We start from the raw sequence: 17450 nt of genomic DNA, 5'->3' as shown, positions 1-17450 counted from the left end.
GCGGTCCCCCTCGCCTGCACCGTCAGTCGTCTACGGCAGTCACCTGCTCCGCCTGGCTCAGCACGCTACGCAGGCTCTCGAAGTACCCGGCGACGGCTTCGCGTTCGATCCTAATCTGAGAGAGCCGCTCTTCCGCGTCAGCCACGAGCCTGCGTGTGCGCTCTTCAGCCTCGTCGATGATCGCGGCCGCCCGGTCCTCTGCCGAGCGCACTATCTCGCGCGCCGACGCCTCGGCCTCCTTGCGTGCCGCCTTCACCTCGGAACGCATCTCCTGCTCGATGGCCTCGCCCTCAGAGCGCACCTCGTTGGTGCGGCTCGTGACCTCAGCGAGCTCCGCGTTCGCGTCGTCCAGGTACTTCTGCGTCTGCGCGACCGCCTCCTGATGACGAGCGAGGTGCTCCTTCTCGGACTCGTCGCGGCGTGCCTTGAGCTCGACCTCGAGCTCCATCCGCGCACGCTCGGCCTCGTGGGCCAGCCGCTCCGACTCCGCGGCGATCTCCGATCGGATGCCCGCGAGCTCCTCCTCGAGTTCCTTCCTTGCCTTCTCTGCGGCCCGCTGGAACGCCTTGCGCTCCTTCTCCGCTTCGGCGGCGGCCTCCGCCTTGCGCTGATCGAGCTCGCGCGCCAGCGCGGCACGGCCCTGCTCGATCTCGTTGGCGAGGTCGATGCGCGCCTGCTGGGTGTCGGCGGCGAGGTCACGCTGTGCCTGGGCGATCTCCTGGTCGACCACAGTGCGACGGTCGGCCAGTTCCGCCTCGACCTCGGCACGCCGCGCCTCGACCTCCCTGGCGAGAGCCGCCCTCGTCTCCTCGACCTCGCGGCTCAGCCCTTCGGCATCCGTCCGTGCCTCGGCCGCCTCGCGGTTGGCGGCGGCCTTCGTCTCTGCCGCTTCGTGCTCCGCCTCGGCCTGCATGGCCGCCGCCTCGCGCTTGGCCGTCGCCCGCAGCTCGGCGACCTCGGTGGCGACCGAAGCGCGCACGGCAGCCGCCTGACGCTGCGACTCCTGGTTCAGTGTGTCTGCCTTGGTTCGAGCCTCGGTTACCAGCTCGTTCGCCTCGATGCCGGCGTCCTGCAACGTCGTGTCCGCCTGTGCGTGCGCCTCGGCGAGGATGCGCTGGGCCTGTTCCTCGGCCGTGCGGCGGGTCTTCTCGACCTCGGCGGCGACGGCGGAGCGCAGCTTCTCGGCGTCGATGTCGGCCTGCGCGATCATGCGCGTGGACTGCTCCTCCGCCACGCGCAGCGTGTTCTCGAGCTTGGTTCCGAGACCGGAGAACGTCGGGCTTCCGACTTCCTCGATCTCCGCATTGAGCTCATCGATGCGGGCGGAAAGGCGCTTGATCTCTTTGGCAGAATCCGCGGTCTGCGCGTTCGCCTGGATCAGCTCGCGCCGCAGATCCTGGATCGCCTTGTCGACCTCGTCCTTGTCATAACCGCGGAAGACTTGAGTGAACTCTGTCTCTTCGGGGGCCACGGGCTTCTTCTCTCCGGGTGGTATCGGGGGTTGGATGTTCGCGCGCGGCGCTGCCGTATGGGGGAGCCGGCAGAGGCACGAAGCCGAGCGCGACGACGCGCCGGGCGTTTCGAGTGTAGTCGGGCCTGGCATCCGTTGGGGGGGTGCCCGGGTCCGATTCGCGGCTCCGCGACCCGCCGTTCGGGCCGCTGGGAGCGGGTTCCCAGGGGTGTTTCGGTATCGTGGGATGCCTGCCGGGCGCCGCGCGCGGCGGCCGTCACCCGAAACACTGATTGCGGGCGCCACTCATTGGCGCCGGTTGCGCCCGTCGCGACGGCACAGAGCGTGCGGATGCGACAGCGAAGGAGAGTTCGTGCGATTCCTGATCGCCATCCTGGCGTTCATCGCCGCGGCCGTGATGATCGGCCTGGGGTTCGCTCAGCGGACCATCTGGATTCCGCCCACGAACATCGTCACCGGCACCGTCGTTGAGGGCGGAGCGCCGTTCACCGTCATCGACGGATCCGTGCTGCGTGCACGTCCTGGCCAGCAGACGCTCACCGTCTCCGGCGGAGGCAAGCCGTTCGTCGCCTACGGCCGCACCTCCGACGTGCTCGCCTGGCTCGGCACGGAGAAGTACGCGAAGGTCTCCTACAACCCGGCTACGAATACCCTGTCGTCGCACGTGGTCAGGGCAAAGCCGAGCAAGGCATCCACGCCGAAGCCCTCCGACACGGCCACTCCTGGGCCGACGTCGACCCCTGCCCCGACGTCGACCCCCGCACCGACACCGAGCGCAACGGCCGGTTCCGGTTCGACCTCGAGCGACTCCGCGAACAACTCGAACCGCACCGGCCCGAATCCGGCGGGATCGGACCTGTGGCTGGAGGAGTTCAGCGGTGACGCCGCCTCGATCACGAAGATGAACGTGCCGCGGACGGTCAGCGTCATCGTCGCCACTGACGGAACGAAGCCGGCACCCGACAAGATCACCATCAACTGGCCGCTCGACAGCCGCACGCCGTTCGCGGGTCCGCTCATCGTCGGGGGAATCGTCGTCGCCGCGTTCGGAGTGCTGATGTACGTGCTCGCCATCCGCCACATGCGGCGCTCGCGCGGCCCGCGTCGTGGGGGAGGCAAGCCGCCGAAGCTCCCACGCGGCTCCAAGCCGCCGAAGCCCAGCGATTACGAGCCGACGAACGAGGTGGAGGGGCCGCCGAAGGGCAGGCGTTCGATCGGCCGAGCATTCGTCGCAGTTCCGGTTGTGCTGGTGGGAACGCTCGTGCTCGCAGGATGCTCGTCGGACTACTGGCCCCAGTTCGGCGGCTCGACGGCGACTCCGACCTCGACGCCGATCGCCACCAACCTGCCCGGGCAGGGAAAAGACACGCCACCGCCGGCGGTCACCGGTCCGCAGCTGGACAACATCGTGAACAAGATCGCTGCAGTGGCGAGCAAGGCGGACAGCCTTCTGAACGGAACGCTCGCAGCGACGCGGTTCAGTGGTCCAGCACTGGATGCCAGAACCGGCGACTACGCGTTGCGCGCGAAGAAGTCGGATGCACCGGCCGAGCAGGCGATTCCGAGCAACTCGGTCTCGCTGGCCCTGCCAGAGGCCACGAACGACTGGCCGCGCGTGGTCAGCGCCGTGGTGCACGATCCGAAGGACTCCAAGGCGGCTCCTCTCGACCTGGTGATGATCCAGAAGGCCCCACGTGACAACTACACGGTGCAGTACGCGATCGCGCTGGAGGCCGACGCGAATGTGCCGGACCTGCCACCGGCCAACATCGGCACGTCGATCGTGCCGCCGGACTCGAAGCTGCTGTCGGTCGCGCCGAACAAGCTGGCGGAGTACTACGGCGACGTGCTCCAGAACGGCGAGAAGAGCAAGTACTACAGCCTCTTCGACTCGAAGTCCGACAAGCTGGCGCCCCAGGTGGGAGCGGCGTACAAGGCGTCGCAGATCACGAACCTGCCGAAGACCGCGTCGCTCACGTTCACAAGCCAGCCCGGAACGGATGGACCGATCGCCATGGCGACGAACGACTCGGGCGCCATCGTCGCCACCAGCCTGAACGAGGTGTCCACACTCAAGCCGGTCGAGGCCGGTGCCACCGTGTCGACCAGCAACCCGAACGTGCAGGCGCTCACGGGAGTGACCGACAGCACGAAGGGCCTCGAGACCACGTACGGCTACCAGCTACTGTTTTACGTGCCGCCCGCGGAGTCGAAGCACAAGATCGTGATGCTCGGCTTCACGCAGGCGTTGCTCGGTGCGAAGGAACTCGGATGACCAACACCCCTGATGCCGCATCCTTCCGCGGCGCCGTCGACCTCTCCGCTCTCGCGAACCGTCCGGCGGGGCAGCCCGCCGGAACGGACGGCGCGGATGCCGCGCCCGTCCAGACGCTGCCCGGTCTCGTCTACGACGGCACGGACCAGAACTTCACGCAGTTCATCGAGTTGTCGAACACCGTGCCGGTGATCGTCGACCTCTGGGCCGAATGGTGCGGGCCGTGCAAACAGCTGTCGCCGGCGCTGGAGCGCGCGGTCAACGACTACGCCGGCCGTCTCGTGCTCGTGAAGGTCGACGTCGACGCGAACCCCCAGCTGGCGCAGGCGTTCCAGGCACAGTCGATTCCGACCGTCGTCGCCATCATCGGAGGCCGGCCGGCACCGCTGTTCGTGGGCGCCATCCCCGAGCAGCAGGTGCGCGAGGTGTTCGAGCAGGTGCTGCAGATCGCGGAGCAGAACGGCGTGACGGGCAGTGTGAGCGTCGACGACGCGGCCGGCACGGAGAGCGCCGAGACGGCATCCGAGCCCGAACCAGAACCGCTGCCGCCGCACCACCAGGAGGCGTACGACGCGATCGAGCGCGGTGACTTCGACGGGGCCATCGCGGAGTACCGGCTGGCGATCGCGCAGAATCCGGCAGACAACCTGGCGGTGGCCGGTCTCGCACAGGTGAGCCTGTTGAAGCGGCTCTCCACCGTCGACGCGAATCAGGTTCGGGATGCCGCGGCATCCGCTCCGAAAGACCCGGATGCCGCCCTCGCCGTCGCCGACCTCGACCTCTCCGGTGGACACGTCGACGACGCGTTCGGCCGGCTGCTCGACCTGTTCGCCACCGCCGACGCGGCCACCCGCGATCTCATCCGCACCCGCCTCGTCGACTACTTCGAGATCGTCGGCGTCACCGACCCGCGGGTGATCAAGGCACGCGGCCGCCTGGCGTCGCTGCTGTACTAGCTAGTCAGCTGCGGTGGCGCGCTTCGGGCGCAGCCAGAGGGCGCCGAGCGGCGGCAGGTCGAGAACGGCGGATGCCTGCATCCCGCCCCACGGAGCATCCGTCGCGTTGACGACGCCCAGGTTGCCGACACCCGAGCCGCCGTACTCGGCCGCGTCGGTGTTCAGCAGTTCCTCCCAGTCGCCGGCGAAGGGCATCGGCAGGCGGTAGCCGTTGTGCGGCACCCCGGCGAAATTCACGACGCAGACCAGCGGATCGCCGTCGGCACGGCGTGCGAACGCCACGACGTTGCCCTGCGCGTCTCCTCCGTCGATCCACTGGAAGCCGCGCGGGTCCTGGTCGTAACGCCACAGCGCCGGCTCGTCGCGGTAGATGTCGTTGAGCCGCGCCACGAGGTCCCACAGGCCGCGGTGCGCTGGCTGGTCGAGGATCCACCAGTCGAGGCCGCGTTCCTCGCTCCACTCCGACGGCTGCCCGAACTCCTGGCCCATGAACAGCAGCTGCTTGCCCGGGTGCGCCCACATGAACGCCAGGTAGGCGCGCACGTTCGCGAGCTGCTGCCAGTGGTCGCCCGGCATCTTGGACAGCAGCGACCCCTTGCCGTGCACCACCTCGTCGTGGCTGATCGGCAGCATGAAGTGCTCGCTGAACGCGTACACGAACGAGAACGTGATCTCGCCGTGGTGGTACGAGCGGTACATCGGGTCCTCGTGCATGTACTGCAACGAGTCGTGCATCCAGCCCATGTTCCACTTCAGCCCGAATCCGAGCCCGCCCGCGCTCGTCGGAGCCGTGACCCCGGGGTAGGCGGTGGACTCCTCAGCGATCATCACGATGCCCGGGTTGCGCTTGTACGCGGTGGCCGTCGCCTCTTGCAGGAACGAGATCGCCTCCAGATTCTCGCGGCCGCCGTGCACGTTCGGCAGCCATTCGCCGTCGGCCCTCGAGTAGTCGAGGTACAGCATGGAGGCCACGGCATCCACGCGCAGTCCGTCGACGTGGAACTCCTCGAGCCAGTACAACGCATTCGCCACCAGGAAGTTGCGCACCTCGGGGCGGCCGAAGTCGAACACGTAAGTGCCCCAGTCCTTCTGCTCGCCGCGGCGGGGGTCCGGATGCTCGTACAGCGCCTCGCCGTCGAACCGCGCGAGGGCCCAGGCATCTTTCGGGAAGTGCCCCGGCACCCAGTCCATGAAGACGCCGATGCCCGCGCGGTGCAGCCGGTCGATGAGATAGCGCAGATCGTCCGGATGCCCGAATCGGCTGGTCGGTGCGTAGTAACCGGTCACCTGGTAGCCCCATGAGCCGCCGAACGGATGCTCCGCCAACGGCAGGAACTCCACGTGGGTGTACCCGAGCGCCGTGAGGTAGTCGATCAGGGCGTCCGCTGCCTCGCGGTAGCCGAGCCCCGGGCGCCACGACCCCAGGTGGAGCTCGTACACGCTCATCGGGCCGGTGTGCGGGTTGCGGGAGCGGCGGGCCAGCATCCAGTCGCCGTCGTCCCACGCATAGTCGCTGGAGGTGACGACGGAACCCGTGGCGGGCGGAACCTCGGCGAGCCGCGCCATCGGGTCGGCCTTGAGGCTCCACGCGCCGTCTTTGCCGCGCAGCTCGAACTTGTAGATCGCGCCGGGTGCGACGCCGGGTAGGAACAACTCCCACACGCCGCTGGCGCCCATGGAGCGCATCGCGGAGCCGGTGCCGTTCCAGTCGTTGAAGTCGCCCACCACGCGCACGGCCGTCGCGTTCGGCGCCCACACCGTGAACGCCGTGCCCGAGACACCCTCGTGCTCGCGGTAGTGCGCCCCGAGCGCGTCCCAGAGCCGCTCGTGACGGCCCTCTCCGATGAGGTGCAGGTCGAGCTCGCCGATCGTGGGCGTGAACCGGTACGGATCCTCAGCGGTCCACACCGAGCCGTCCTCGTAGCGCGCCTCCACCAGGTATGGCTGCGACCCGAGCACGCTCACGCCCTGCCACACGCCGTGCCCGAGATGGCCGAGCGAGACTCGGGCGCCGGTGGCGAGCACGGCCGTGACCGATCGGGCAAGAGGCCTCAGGGCCCGGATGACGGTCACGCGGTCCGCGACGCCGTCCGCCGCCACCAAGTGCTGGCCGAGCACTGAGTGCGGCTCGTGATGGCGCCCCTCGGCGACGGCCAGCAGCGCCGCGTCGTCCACCACGGGTGCCTGCATCGCGGCGGACCCGTCCGCGTGCGCCGTCGTCGTCATCTCGTTCTCGGACATCCGGCCGCCTTACGCCATGGGAGTTGCAGGGAAGTTCGCGCTGAGGATGTGCACCGGCTCGTGGAAGGCATCCAGCCGCACGTAGTTGGTGGCACCCCACGACCATGTCTGACCGGTGACGGCATCCGTCACTTCGAACGTTGCGCCGGGCGCCAGACCGATCTCCGCAAGGTCGAGGTGCACGAGCGTCTCGCGCACCGCGTGCGGGTCGACGTTCGCGACCACGATCACGGTATCGGGATCGCCGGTTCCGCTGAACTCGGCGGGCAGGTGCTTGCTGTAGACGAGTACGGCGTCGTCCTCGCTGGAGTGCACGTGAAGGTTGCGCAGTTGCCGAAGCGCAGGATGCTCGCGCCGCACCCGGTTGAGCATGGTCAGGTATGGCGCCAGCGATTCGCCCCGCGCCTCGGCGCCGTCGTAGTCGCGCGGCCGGTACTCGTACTTCTCGTTGTCGATGTACTCCTCGGCGCCGCTGCGAGCCACCGATTCGTACAGTTCGTAGCCGGAGTACACGCCCCAGAGCGGGGCACCGGTCGCCGCGATCGCCGCACGCAGCTTGAACGCCGGCCGGCCGCCGAACTGGAGGTACTCGGTGAGGATGTCCGGCGTGTTCACGAAGAGGTTCGGCCGCATGAAGGCATCCGTCTCGTGCGCGATGGAGTCGAGGAACTCCTCCAGTTCGGCCTTCGTGTTGCGCCACGTGAAGTAGGAGTACGACTGCTGGAAGCCTGCCTTCGCGAGCGTCTGCATCACGGCGGGCCGGGTGAACGCCTCGGCGAGGAACACCACGTCGGGCTCCTCCGCGTTCACGGTGTGGATGAGCCACTCCCAGAAGTCGACGGGCTTCGTGTGCGGGTTGTCGACGCGGAAGATGCGGATGCCCTTATCGATCCAGTACCGCACGATGCGCAGCACTTCGCCGCGGATGCCTTCCGGATCGTTGTCGAAGTTGACCGGGTAGATGTCCTGGTACTTCTTCGGGGGATTCTCGGCGTAGGCGATCGAGCCGTCGGGGAGCCGGGTGAACCACTCCGGATGCTCACGCACCCACGGGTGGTCAGGGGACGCCTGCAGCGCGAGATCGAGCGCCACCTCGAGTCCCGCCTTCTTCGCCCGCGCGACGAAGCGTTTGAGATCGGCCTCGGTGCCGAGGTCGGGGTGGATCGCATCGTGTCCGCCCTGCGCTGAACCGATGGCCCACGGTGAACCGGGGTCGTTCTCGCCGGCATCGAGCGAGTTGTTCGGGCCCTTCCGGTAGGCGAGCCCGATCGGGTGGATGGGCGGCAGGTAGACCACGTCGAAACCCATCTCGGCGATCCGGGGCAGCCGGGACTCCGCCGTGCGGAACGTGCCCGACTTCCAGGAACCGCCGGCGTTGCGCACGGCGCCCACGGAGCGTGGGAAGAATTCGTACCATGCGCCGACGCCGGCGCGTTCCCGTTCGGCGAGCACCTCGTATTCGCGGGATGCCGTCACCAGGCTGCGCAGCGGCTTGCGGGTCAGGTGGTCGAGCACCCCGTTCAGCTCCACGGCGTCCAGCCGTACTGTCGCAGGTTCCCCTTCCTTCACGAGCGCCTTCGCTTCGCTTGCGAGCCATCGCCCGTCCGCCTCGTTCGGCTGCTCGGCTGCGGCTCGATTGAGGAGCTCGGCGCCTGCGGCGAGCATCAGGTCGGTGTCGATTCCTGCGGGCACCTTGATGCCTGCGGCGTGCCACCAGGTCGCCACGTCGTCGGCCCACGCCTCGATGTGGAAGCGCCACGTGCCCTGCTCGTTCAGGAGCGCCGTGGTTCCCCAGCGGTCCGTGCCTGGCGCGAGTGGGGACATCCTGCGCCGCAGCGTCGTGCCCGAGGGCGCAGTGAGTACGAGCTCCACACCGATCAGGTCGTGACCTTCGCGGAACGCGACGGCGGAGAACGGCACGACCTCGCCGTCGTACGCTTTGGCGGGCCAGGCGCCGCCTTCGACGACCGGGCCGACGTCGAGGATCGGAAGCCTGCCCAGCACGGGCCGGTACTCGCTCCGCGGTGCTGCTTCCGCCGGGCGATTACGCGGCGAGCGTGACGACGTGGTCGGCATTCTCCGACCGTAGCGCGATGGGGGCCCGAAATCGCCACCCCTTGCACGCCGCGCGCGTCGCCGCGACACTCCCGCGCGAGGCTCGTGCCGGGCATCCGTTCGTGCGTTCGACATGCGGCGTGGGTAGGGTTGCGCGAGTGAAAGCCATCCGTCGATTCACCGTCCGCGCGGTCATCCCGGACTCCCTGCAAGCGCTTGACGAACTCGCCTCGAATCTGCGCTGGTCGTGGCACGAGCCGACCAGGGATCTGTTCCGCCACATCTCCGAGAACCTGTGGCGGGGTACGAACCACGATCCGATCGCGCTGCTCGGTGCGGTCAGCCCCGAACGCCTGGCCGAACTTGCCGGCGACGACGGCTTCATCGGCTGGGCGAACGGCTTGCGCGACGACCTCCGCCGCTACATCGGCGAACCGCGGTGGTATCAGAGCCTTCAGGATGCCCCGCAGTCGATCGCGTACTTCTCGCCAGAATTCGGCATAGCGGCGGCGCTTCCGCAGTACTCCGGCGGGCTCGGCATCCTCGCCGGAGACCACTTGAAGAGCGCATCGGACCTCGGCGTGCCGCTCACCGGAGTAGGGCTGTTCTACCGGTCCGGGTACTTCGCGCAGTCGCTGACCGCCGACGGCTGGCAGCAGGAGAGCTATCCGGTGCTGGATCCCGACGGGATGCCGCTGTCGGTGCTGCGCCACGCGGACGGCACGCCGGCCGTGGTGGCGCTCGCCATGCCCGACGGCCGCACGCTGAGCGCCCGCATCTGGACCACGCTTGTGGGCCGAGTGCGTCTGCTCCTGCTTGACACGAACATCCCGGAGAACGACGAAGACCTGCGCAGCGTCACCGACCGGCTGTACGGCGGCGGGGGAGAGCATCGGCTGCTGCAGGAGCTGCTGCTGGGCATCGGCGGCGTCCGGGCTCTGCGCACGGCCACGAGCCTGCTCGGCCTCACCGCGCCGAGCGTGTATCACACGAACGAAGGCCACGCCGGGTTCCAGGGGCTCGAACGCATAGCCGAGCTGATCGGCGAGGGCCTCGCATTCCCGCAGGCGCTGGAGGCGGTGCGGGCCGGCACCGTGTTCACCACGCACACGCCGGTGGCCGCGGGCATCGACCGCTTCGAGGCATCCCTCGTGCACCGCTACTTCGAGGCGCACGAGCTGGTACCGGGAATCGACGTCGACGACGTGATGCGCCTGGGCGCGGAGGACTACGACGGCGGATCGCCGGGCGTGTTCAACATGGCCGTGATGGGGCTGCGACTCGCGCAGCGCGCGAACGGTGTCTCGAAGCTGCACGGCAACGTGTCCCGGCACATGTTCGCGGGGCTCTGGCCGGGATTCGACTACGACGAGGTGCCGATCGGTTCGGTCACGAACGGTGTGCACGCGCCGACCTGGACCGATCCGCTTCTGACGGAGTTGGCGCAGAACGCGCTCGGCACGTCTGACACGACTCACGCCGACTGGCTCTCGCCGGCGCTCAGCGATCACGACCTCTGGAACGTGCGCGGGAGGATGCGCGAGAACCTGGTGCAGGATGCCCGCACCCGCGTCGCCGGGGAATGGCAGCATCGGTCGCGCGGAGCGATCGCTCCCGCGTGGCTGGCTGGTGTGCTCGACCCGCACGTGCTCACCATCGGATTCGCGCGGCGGGTCGCCACCTACAAGCGGCTCACTCTCATGCTGCACGACAAGGAGCGGCTCACTCGCCTGCTGAACGATCCGGAGCGTCCGGTGCAGCTGGTCATCGCCGGCAAGGCGCATCCGGCGGACGACGGCGGCAAGCGGCTCATCCAGGAACTCGTCGAGTTCGCGGACTCGCCCGAGGTGCGCAACCGCCTCGTGTTCCTGCCGGACTACGACATCACCATGGCGCAGACGCTGTACCCGGGCTGCGACATCTGGCTGAACAATCCGCTGCGGCCGCTCGAGGCGTGCGGCACGAGCGGCATGAAGGCGGCGCTGAACGGGGCGCTCAACCTGTCCATCCTCGATGGCTGGTGGGCGGAGTACTTCGACGGCGAGAACGGCTGGGCCATTCCGTCAGCGGACGCGGCAGGCGACGCCGGGGAACGCGACGCGCTCGAGGCCAACGCGCTCTACGACCTCATCGAGCACCAGATCGCGCCCCGGTTCTACGACCGCGACGAGAGCGGGGTGCCGATCACGTGGATGCAGCAGGTGCGGCACACCCTGAAAACCCTGTCCCCAGAGCTCAGCGCGGATCGCATGGTGCGCCAGTACGTCACCGAGCTGTACGTGCCCGCGTACGCCGAGGCGACGCAGCTGGCCGCGAACCGGTACCAGGGCGCCCGCGAGTTCGCGACCTGGAAGCAACGGGTGACCGACGCGTGGCCGCAGGTGGCGGTCGTGCACGTGGAGTCCGGGGGCTTGGATGCCGTTCCGCAGGTCGGCGACAGGCTCCGTCTGCGCGCCCACGTCGACCTCGGCTCCCTGGAGTCGTCGGACGTCGCGGTGGAGGTCGTGTACGGCCGCATCGGCGAGGACGACGAGCTCGAGAAGGTCGGGCATCAGCGGTTGAGCCACCACGACGGCGGCGCCGGCGGCACGTCCGCGTTCGAAGGCGCCGTGCCGCTGGACCGCGCAGGGTCGTTCGGTTACACGGTGCGCGTACTGCCGTGCAACCGCGCCATGGCGAGCCCGGCTGAGCTCGGCCTGGTCACCGTTGCCCGCTGAGCCCGGCGTCAGCGCGCGATGGCGGCCAGACGCCCGCCGGTGACCGCGAGAAGGTCAGCCGGAGACAGCTCGATGTCGAAGCCGCGGCGACCGCCCGAGACGTAGACGGTCTCGAAGGCGGAGGCCGAGGCATCCAGCACGGTCTCCAGTCGCGACTTCTGACCGACCGGGGAGATCCCGCCGACGACGTAGCCCGTCTTGCGCTGGGCGGCCGCGGCGTCGGCCATTGATGCCCGCTTGGCCTCGACGGCGGTGGCCAGCGCCTTGAGGTCGAGCTGACCGGTGACCGGGACGATGCCGACGACGAGCCGGCCGTCGGCGTCGGCGATCAGCGTCTTGAACACCCGCGCCGGCTCGACGCCCAGCGCTGTCGCCGCCTCGATCCCGAACGCCGTCACGCCGGGATCGTGCTCGTAGGCGTGCGCCGCGAACGGAACACCGGCGTGCGTGAGCGCCAGCGTCGCCGGTGTTCCTGCCGGCCGCGTTGACGCAGACTTCTTCGGCACCGCTACTCGTGCGCCCGGAACAGCTTCATCGACGTGGGTCCCATGTCGACGGCGTCGCCCGGTGCGTGTTCGCCGTCGGCGCCGGCCACCGTCTCCCGTGCGCTGTCCCACAGCAGCGTGTAGCCGGCGACACCCTCGCGCTCGGGCAGCGTCACCACGGTGTCCGTCTCGAGGCCGTGCACCACGAGCAGGATGCGGTTGAACTCCTCGAACTCGGGCGTCGACGCGGCGAGGTACTGCAGCGTGCGGTTCTCGGGCGAGTCCCAGTCCGCTTGAGCCATTGTCTTCCCGGAGGCGTCGTACCAGTCCAGCTGGCTGGCGCTCGGCACCGTCTCGCCGAACTTGCCGAACCGCACGGGACGCAGTGCGGGGTTCTCCCTGCGCAGCCTGATCAGCTCAGCGGTGACGGCGGCGAAGTCCCTCTGCCGTTCGTCCCAGTCCCAGCGGAACCAGGTGAGCGTGTCGTCGTGGCAGTACGCGTTGTTGTTGCCGGACTGGCTCCTGCCGTACTCGTCGCCCGCCGTGATCATCGGGATGCCCGCAGACAGCAGCAGCGTGCCCATCAGGTTGCGCGCCGCCTTCCGTCGCACCGCACGGATGCTCTCATCGTCGGTCGGTCCCTCCACCCCGTGATTGAACGAACGGTTGTCGTTCGTTCCGTCCCGGTTGTTCTCGCCGTTGCCGAGATTGTGCTTCTCGTCGTACGAGACGAGGTCGGCGAGCGTGAAGCCGTCGTGCGCGGTGACGAAGTTGACCGAGGCCAGCGGCCCACGCTCCTGCGTGAAGAGGTTCGACGATCCAGCGAGGCTGGTCGCGAACGATCCGATGCCGGTGGGCGCGGAGCCGTGCGCACGGGCATCCGCGATGTCCGCCAGCCAGAACGAGCGCACCCGGTTGCGGTAGCGGTCGTTCCATTCGTGCCAGCCGTTCGGGAACCCGCCCGTCTGCCAGCCGCCGGGACCGATGTCCCACGGCTCGGCGATGAGCTTGACGCCCTCGAGGTACGGGTCGTCGACAATCGCGGTCACCAGCGAGTGGTCGCCCGCGAACTCGCCGGTCTCGTCCCGACCGAGGGCGGCGGCGAGGTCGAAGCGGAAGCCGTCGATCTGCACGTCGTTCGCCCAGTACTTCAGCGAATCGAGCACCAGCCGATCGGCGACGGGGTTGCCGTAGTCGATCGTGTTGCCGACGCCGGTGGTGTCGATGTACGAGCCGTCGGGGTTCTGCCGGTAGTACGTGGCGTTGTCGATGCCGCGCAGGCTGGTCGTGGGGCCGCCGAGGCCTTCCTCCGCCGTGTGGTTGTAGACGACATCGAGGATGACCTCGAGGCCCGCCTCGTGCAGCAGCCGCACCATGCCCTTGAACTCCCGCAGCACCGCAGCGGCTCCGGATGCCTGCGCCTGCTTGGTGGCGTACGGCGCGTGCGGAGTGAAGAAGTTCAGCGTGTTGTAACCCCAGTAGTTCGACAACCCGAGCCGCGACAGGCGCTGCTCGGTGGCGAAGGCATGCACCGGCAGCAACTCGATGCTGGTGACACCCAGCCGGTGGAAGTGCTCGATGGTCGCCGGATGAGCGAGGCCCGCGTAGGTGCCGCGCAGGTCCTCCGGAATCGCCGTGTTGAGCGTGGTGAGGCCCTTCACATGCGCCTCGTAGACCACCGTGTGGTCGGTGGGCACGCGTGGCTTGCCGGTACCAGCCCAGTCGAAGTCGCCGTCCATGACGACGGAGCGCCACTCCTTCGTGCCGGCCCGCAGCAGGCCGCGCGAGTACGGCTCGATCAGCAGCTTGCGTTCATTGAAATGGTGCTCGGGTCCGCGTGGTCCCGAGCACCTGATGTTGTAGCGGGTGCCCGGTCTCAGGTGCGGCGACTGTGCGATCCACACGTCGCCGTGGCCGCGGGTGAGCGGCACCGTCTCGATCAGCCAGTTCGGATCGGAGTCGTCGAAGATCAGCAGCTCGATCGAGGTCGCGTTCTTCGAGTACACCCCGATCGTCCCGCCGTCCGCCTCGGCGCGAACGCCGAGCTGCGACAGGGGATCCTCGCTGGACATGCGTTCTACAGTAATTCGTATGCCGGTCTACCTTGACCACGCCGCCACTACCCCCGTTCTGCCCGAGGCGATCGAGGCGTACACGCGCGCGCTGACCGAGGTCGGCAACCCGTCGAGCATCCATTCCGCCGGCCAGTTGGCGAAGCGCACGCTCGAGGATGCCCGTGAGCAGCTCGCGGGAACGCTCGGCTGTCAGGGCATCGAGGTCGTGCTCACCTCCGGGGGCACCGAGGCGATCAACCTGGGCATCAAGGGGTTGTACTGGGCAGGGGCCCGTCGCGGCGCGAATCGCATCCTCGTGCCGGAGGGTGAGCACCACGCCACGCTGGACACCGTCGAGTGGCTGCGGTCGTACGAGGGCGCAGAGGTGGAGTGGCTCCCTCTCGACGAGCAGGGATTCGTGCGGCTCGACGCGCTGGAGCGCGCTCTGTCACGCGATCCGCACGCCGTCTCTCTGCTCACGTTCCTGTGGGCGAACAACGAGGTGGGGACCATCCAGCCAGCCGAGCGGATCATCGGGCTGGCGGCATCCGCGGGCGTTCCTGTGCACGTGGACGCCGTGTCCGCATTCGGACACCTACCCGTGGACTTCGCCGGCATGCGCCTGCGCACCGGCTCGAAGGCGGGAGCGGGGCTCACGGCACTGAGCGTCTCGGCGCACAAGGTCGGCGGGCCGGTCGGGGCCGGCGCGCTCGTGCTGTCGCGTGACGCCACGATCGTGCCGCTCATTCACGGCGGCGGGCAGCAGCGCCAGGTGCGCAGCGGAACGCAGGATGTCGCCGCGGCATCGGCGTTCGCGGTGGCGGCGGTTGCCGCGGATGGGGTCCGAGCAGCCGAGTCCGAGCGACTCACGGCGCTGCGCGACCGTGTCATCGCGGGCGTGCGTCGCGCGGTGCCCGACGCGGTGCTCAGCGGTCCGGAACCGGGTCCGGGCACCGTTCACGGACATCCGGATGCCCGCCTCGCCTCGAACGCGCACTTCACGTTCCCCGGCTGCGAGGGCGACTCCCTGCTGTTCCTCCTCGACGCGGCCGGCGTCGAAGTCTCGACCGGATCCGCGTGCCAGGCGGGTATCCCCGAACCCTCTCATGTGCTCCGCGCGATGGGCCGCACAGAGGACGAGGCGCGCGGCGCGCTGCGCATCACCCTTGGACGCACCTCGATGGACGCCGACGTCGACGCATTCCTGGCGGCGCTCCCCGCCGCGTACGCGCAGGCCTCCCGCGCCGGCCTCGCCGCCCGCGAGTCGGCACTTGGCGCCCGCTGACGCACCCACCGCCACGGCCCGACCGCTGAACGACATCCGGCAACCCGGCCCGATCGCCGTCGGAGGCCGAGACGCCAGCGGGATGAACATCCAGGGACACTTTCGTAGGCTGTAGCCCATGCGTGTTCTGGCGGCGATGAGCGGCGGAGTGGACTCCGCGGTGGCGGCGGCGCGCGCCGTGGAGGCCGGTCACGATGTCGTCGGCGTGCACCTGGCACTCAGCCGGATGCCTGGAACGCTGCGCACCGGCAGCCGCGGCTGCTGCACCATCGAGGACTCGATGGATGCCCAGCGGGTGGCGAACCTGATCGGCATCCCGTACTACGTGTGGGACTTCTCCGAACGGTTCAAGCTCGACGTGGTCGACGACTTCATCGCCGAGTATTCGGCCGGCCGCACGCCCAACCCGTGCCTGCGCTGCAACGAGAAGATCAAGTTCGCGGCGCTCCTGGAGAAGGCGCTGGCACTCGGCTTCGACGCGGTGTGCACGGGACATTACGCGAGCATCGTGACGGATGAACGAGGCAACCGCGAACTGCACCGAGCGGCGGCGTGGGCGAAAGACCAGTCGTACGTGCTCGGCGTGCTCACGGCAGAGCAGCTGGCCCACGCGATGTTCCCGCTGGGTGCGACGCCGTCGAAGGACCTGGTGCGGGCCGAGGCGGCCGAACGCGGCTTCACGGTGGCCTCGAAGCCGGACTCGCACGACATCTGCTTCATTCCCGACGGTGACACGCGTGGCTGGCTCGCCGAGAACGTCGGCACCGCGCCGGGCGACATCGTCGACCGCGAGGGCAGCGTCGTCGGCAGCCACGAGGGCGCGACGGCATACACGATCGGCCAGCGCCGCGGCCTGGGCATCACGGTGCCGGCACCCGATGGGCGTCCGAGGTTCGTGCTCGAGGTGCGTCCGAAGGAGAACACGGTCGTCGTCGGCCCCAAGGAGGCGCTCGACATCGCCGAGCTAGCGGGGAGCCGTGTGAGCTGGGCCGGACCGCCTCCCGAGGATGCCGCGACGCCCTTCGGGTGCGAGGTGCAGATTCGCGCCCACGCGGACCCGGTGCCCGCCGTGGCGTTCGTGCACGACGGTGAGCTGGTCATCCGGCCTGCCACGCCCATCAACGGTGTCGCGACAGGGCAGAGCGCGGTCGTCTACGTGGGGACGCGCGTTCTCGGGCAGTGCACGATCGATCGAACGGTCAGCGCCGCGCCCGTGCGGGCCTGAGCAGCCGGGATCCGAGGAGCGGGCACCCGAACAGCGCAAGCGGCCGGCTCACGGCCATGGCGGCAGCACCGTTCCGGTGCCCGCTGCGAACGCGGTGAGGAGCCGGCGACCCTCGTCCCACTCGCCGAGCCGGCTCGCGCGGTTGAGATGCCCGTGCTGCCCCACGTTGACGAGCGGGACGTGCCACCACGTGCTCAACTCGCGGAGATGGTCGAGTGAGCTGTAGGGGTCGTCTTCAGACGCGACGATCACAGCCGGAATAGCCAGCGCCCGGTGCGGTGCCTGGAACCCCTTAGCCTCCGCGGGGAACGCAGGCGCGTTCTCGTCGGGTGGGGCCACGAAGAAGGCGCCGGTCGCGCGGCCGCCGCGAGCGACCCAGAGTGCCACGGCGAGGCATCCGAGGCTGTGCGCCACGAGAATGTCGTCGGCCTCGACAAGGCGGCCGAGGGCCTGCACCCAATCCTCGCTCTGCGGCTCGGCGAACGAGGCGGGAGCGAGGCGCACCGCAGCAGGCCCGAGCGATTCCTGCCAGATCGGCTGCCAGTGGTCGTGCGGGGAGTCGTCGATTCCGGGAACGATGACGATGCGCATGATCCTCCCTCTGAGCGGCCACGATTGCGGGATGCAATCGGGGAACGCCATCCTCGCAGGTCCGCGGCGTCGTCGGTGGCCGAACCTATGATGGC

11 protein-coding genes are annotated in these 17450 nt (G+C 69.0%); 5 read left to right on the top strand and 6 right to left on the bottom strand.

The window, feature by feature from the left end:
• Window positions 1-22: 22 nt before the first annotated feature.
• Complete coding sequence (locus tag ACYVI5_RS09660) at window positions 23-1471, bottom strand: coiled-coil domain-containing protein (protein WP_460579997.1); 1449 nt, start codon at window positions 1469-1471, stop codon at window positions 23-25.
• Window positions 1472-1823: 352 nt separating this feature from the next.
• Here ACYVI5_RS09660 and ACYVI5_RS09655 point away from each other — a divergent pair, with 352 nt between their 5' ends.
• Both ACYVI5_RS09655 and ACYVI5_RS09650 read left to right on the top strand, forming a co-directional pair.
• Entirely contained in the window at window positions 1824-3746 is a 1923-nt protein-coding gene (locus tag ACYVI5_RS09655; RefSeq protein ID WP_460579996.1) for a hypothetical protein, read from the top strand.
• A complete protein-coding gene (locus tag ACYVI5_RS09650) occupies window positions 3743-4702 on the top strand; it encodes a tetratricopeptide repeat protein (RefSeq protein WP_460579995.1) in 960 nt (319 codons plus the stop codon). Before ACYVI5_RS09655 ends, ACYVI5_RS09650 begins: the two co-directional genes overlap by 4 nt.
• Here ACYVI5_RS09650 and glgB read toward each other — a convergent pair whose 3' ends face one another.
• Together glgB and ACYVI5_RS09640 are read right to left on the bottom strand one after the other, a co-directional pair.
• The gene (gene glgB / locus ACYVI5_RS09645; protein WP_460579994.1) at window positions 4703-6943 is read right to left on the bottom strand and encodes a 1,4-alpha-glucan-branching protein; all 2241 of its coding nucleotides are present in this window, start codon (window positions 6941-6943) and stop codon (window positions 4703-4705) included.
• Between the two features lie 9 nt (window positions 6944-6952).
• Window positions 6953-9019, bottom strand: a complete 2067-nt coding sequence (locus ACYVI5_RS09640; protein WP_460579993.1) for an alpha-1,4-glucan--maltose-1-phosphate maltosyltransferase — start codon at window positions 9017-9019, stop codon at window positions 6953-6955.
• Between the two features lie 137 nt (window positions 9020-9156).
• Here ACYVI5_RS09640 and glgP point away from each other — a divergent pair, with 137 nt between their 5' ends.
• Window positions 9157-11715, top strand: coding sequence for a glycosyltransferase family protein (glgP, locus tag ACYVI5_RS09635; protein WP_460579992.1), 2559 nt, complete (start codon window positions 9157-9159; stop codon window positions 11713-11715).
• Between the two features lie 8 nt (window positions 11716-11723).
• Here the strand turns inward: glgP and ybaK are convergent, their stop codons facing one another.
• Both ybaK and glgX read right to left on the bottom strand, forming a co-directional pair.
• Window positions 11724-12221, bottom strand: coding sequence for an aminoacyl-tRNA deacylase (ybaK, locus tag ACYVI5_RS09630; protein ID WP_460579991.1), 498 nt, complete (start codon window positions 12219-12221; stop codon window positions 11724-11726).
• Window positions 12222-12223: 2 nt separating this feature from the next.
• Window positions 12224-14272, bottom strand: coding sequence for a glycogen debranching protein (glgX, locus tag ACYVI5_RS09625; RefSeq protein ID WP_460579990.1), 2049 nt, complete (start codon window positions 14270-14272; stop codon window positions 12224-12226).
• Window positions 14273-14291: 19 nt separating this feature from the next.
• On the opposite strand from glgX, the gene ACYVI5_RS09620 reads away from it, so the two are divergent.
• Both ACYVI5_RS09620 and mnmA read left to right on the top strand, forming a co-directional pair.
• Window positions 14292-15539: a cysteine desulfurase family protein gene (locus tag ACYVI5_RS09620; RefSeq protein WP_460579989.1), complete on the top strand. Its 1248-nt coding sequence runs from the start codon at window positions 14292-14294 to the stop codon at window positions 15537-15539.
• 118 nt (window positions 15540-15657) lie between these two features.
• Window positions 15658-16764 (top strand): tRNA 2-thiouridine(34) synthase MnmA, encoded by a 1107-nt coding sequence (gene mnmA / locus ACYVI5_RS09615; protein ID WP_460579988.1) that lies wholly within the window; start codon window positions 15658-15660, stop codon window positions 16762-16764.
• Between the two features lie 48 nt (window positions 16765-16812).
• Here the strand turns inward: mnmA and ACYVI5_RS09610 are convergent, their stop codons facing one another.
• A complete protein-coding gene (locus tag ACYVI5_RS09610; RefSeq protein WP_460579987.1) occupies window positions 16813-17355 on the bottom strand; it encodes an RBBP9/YdeN family alpha/beta hydrolase in 543 nt (180 codons plus the stop codon).
• Window positions 17356-17450: the final 95 nt, after the last annotated feature.

This window comes from Humibacter ginsengisoli, assembly GCF_054780095.1.
This window is presented reverse-complemented; position numbering and strand designations above follow the sequence as displayed.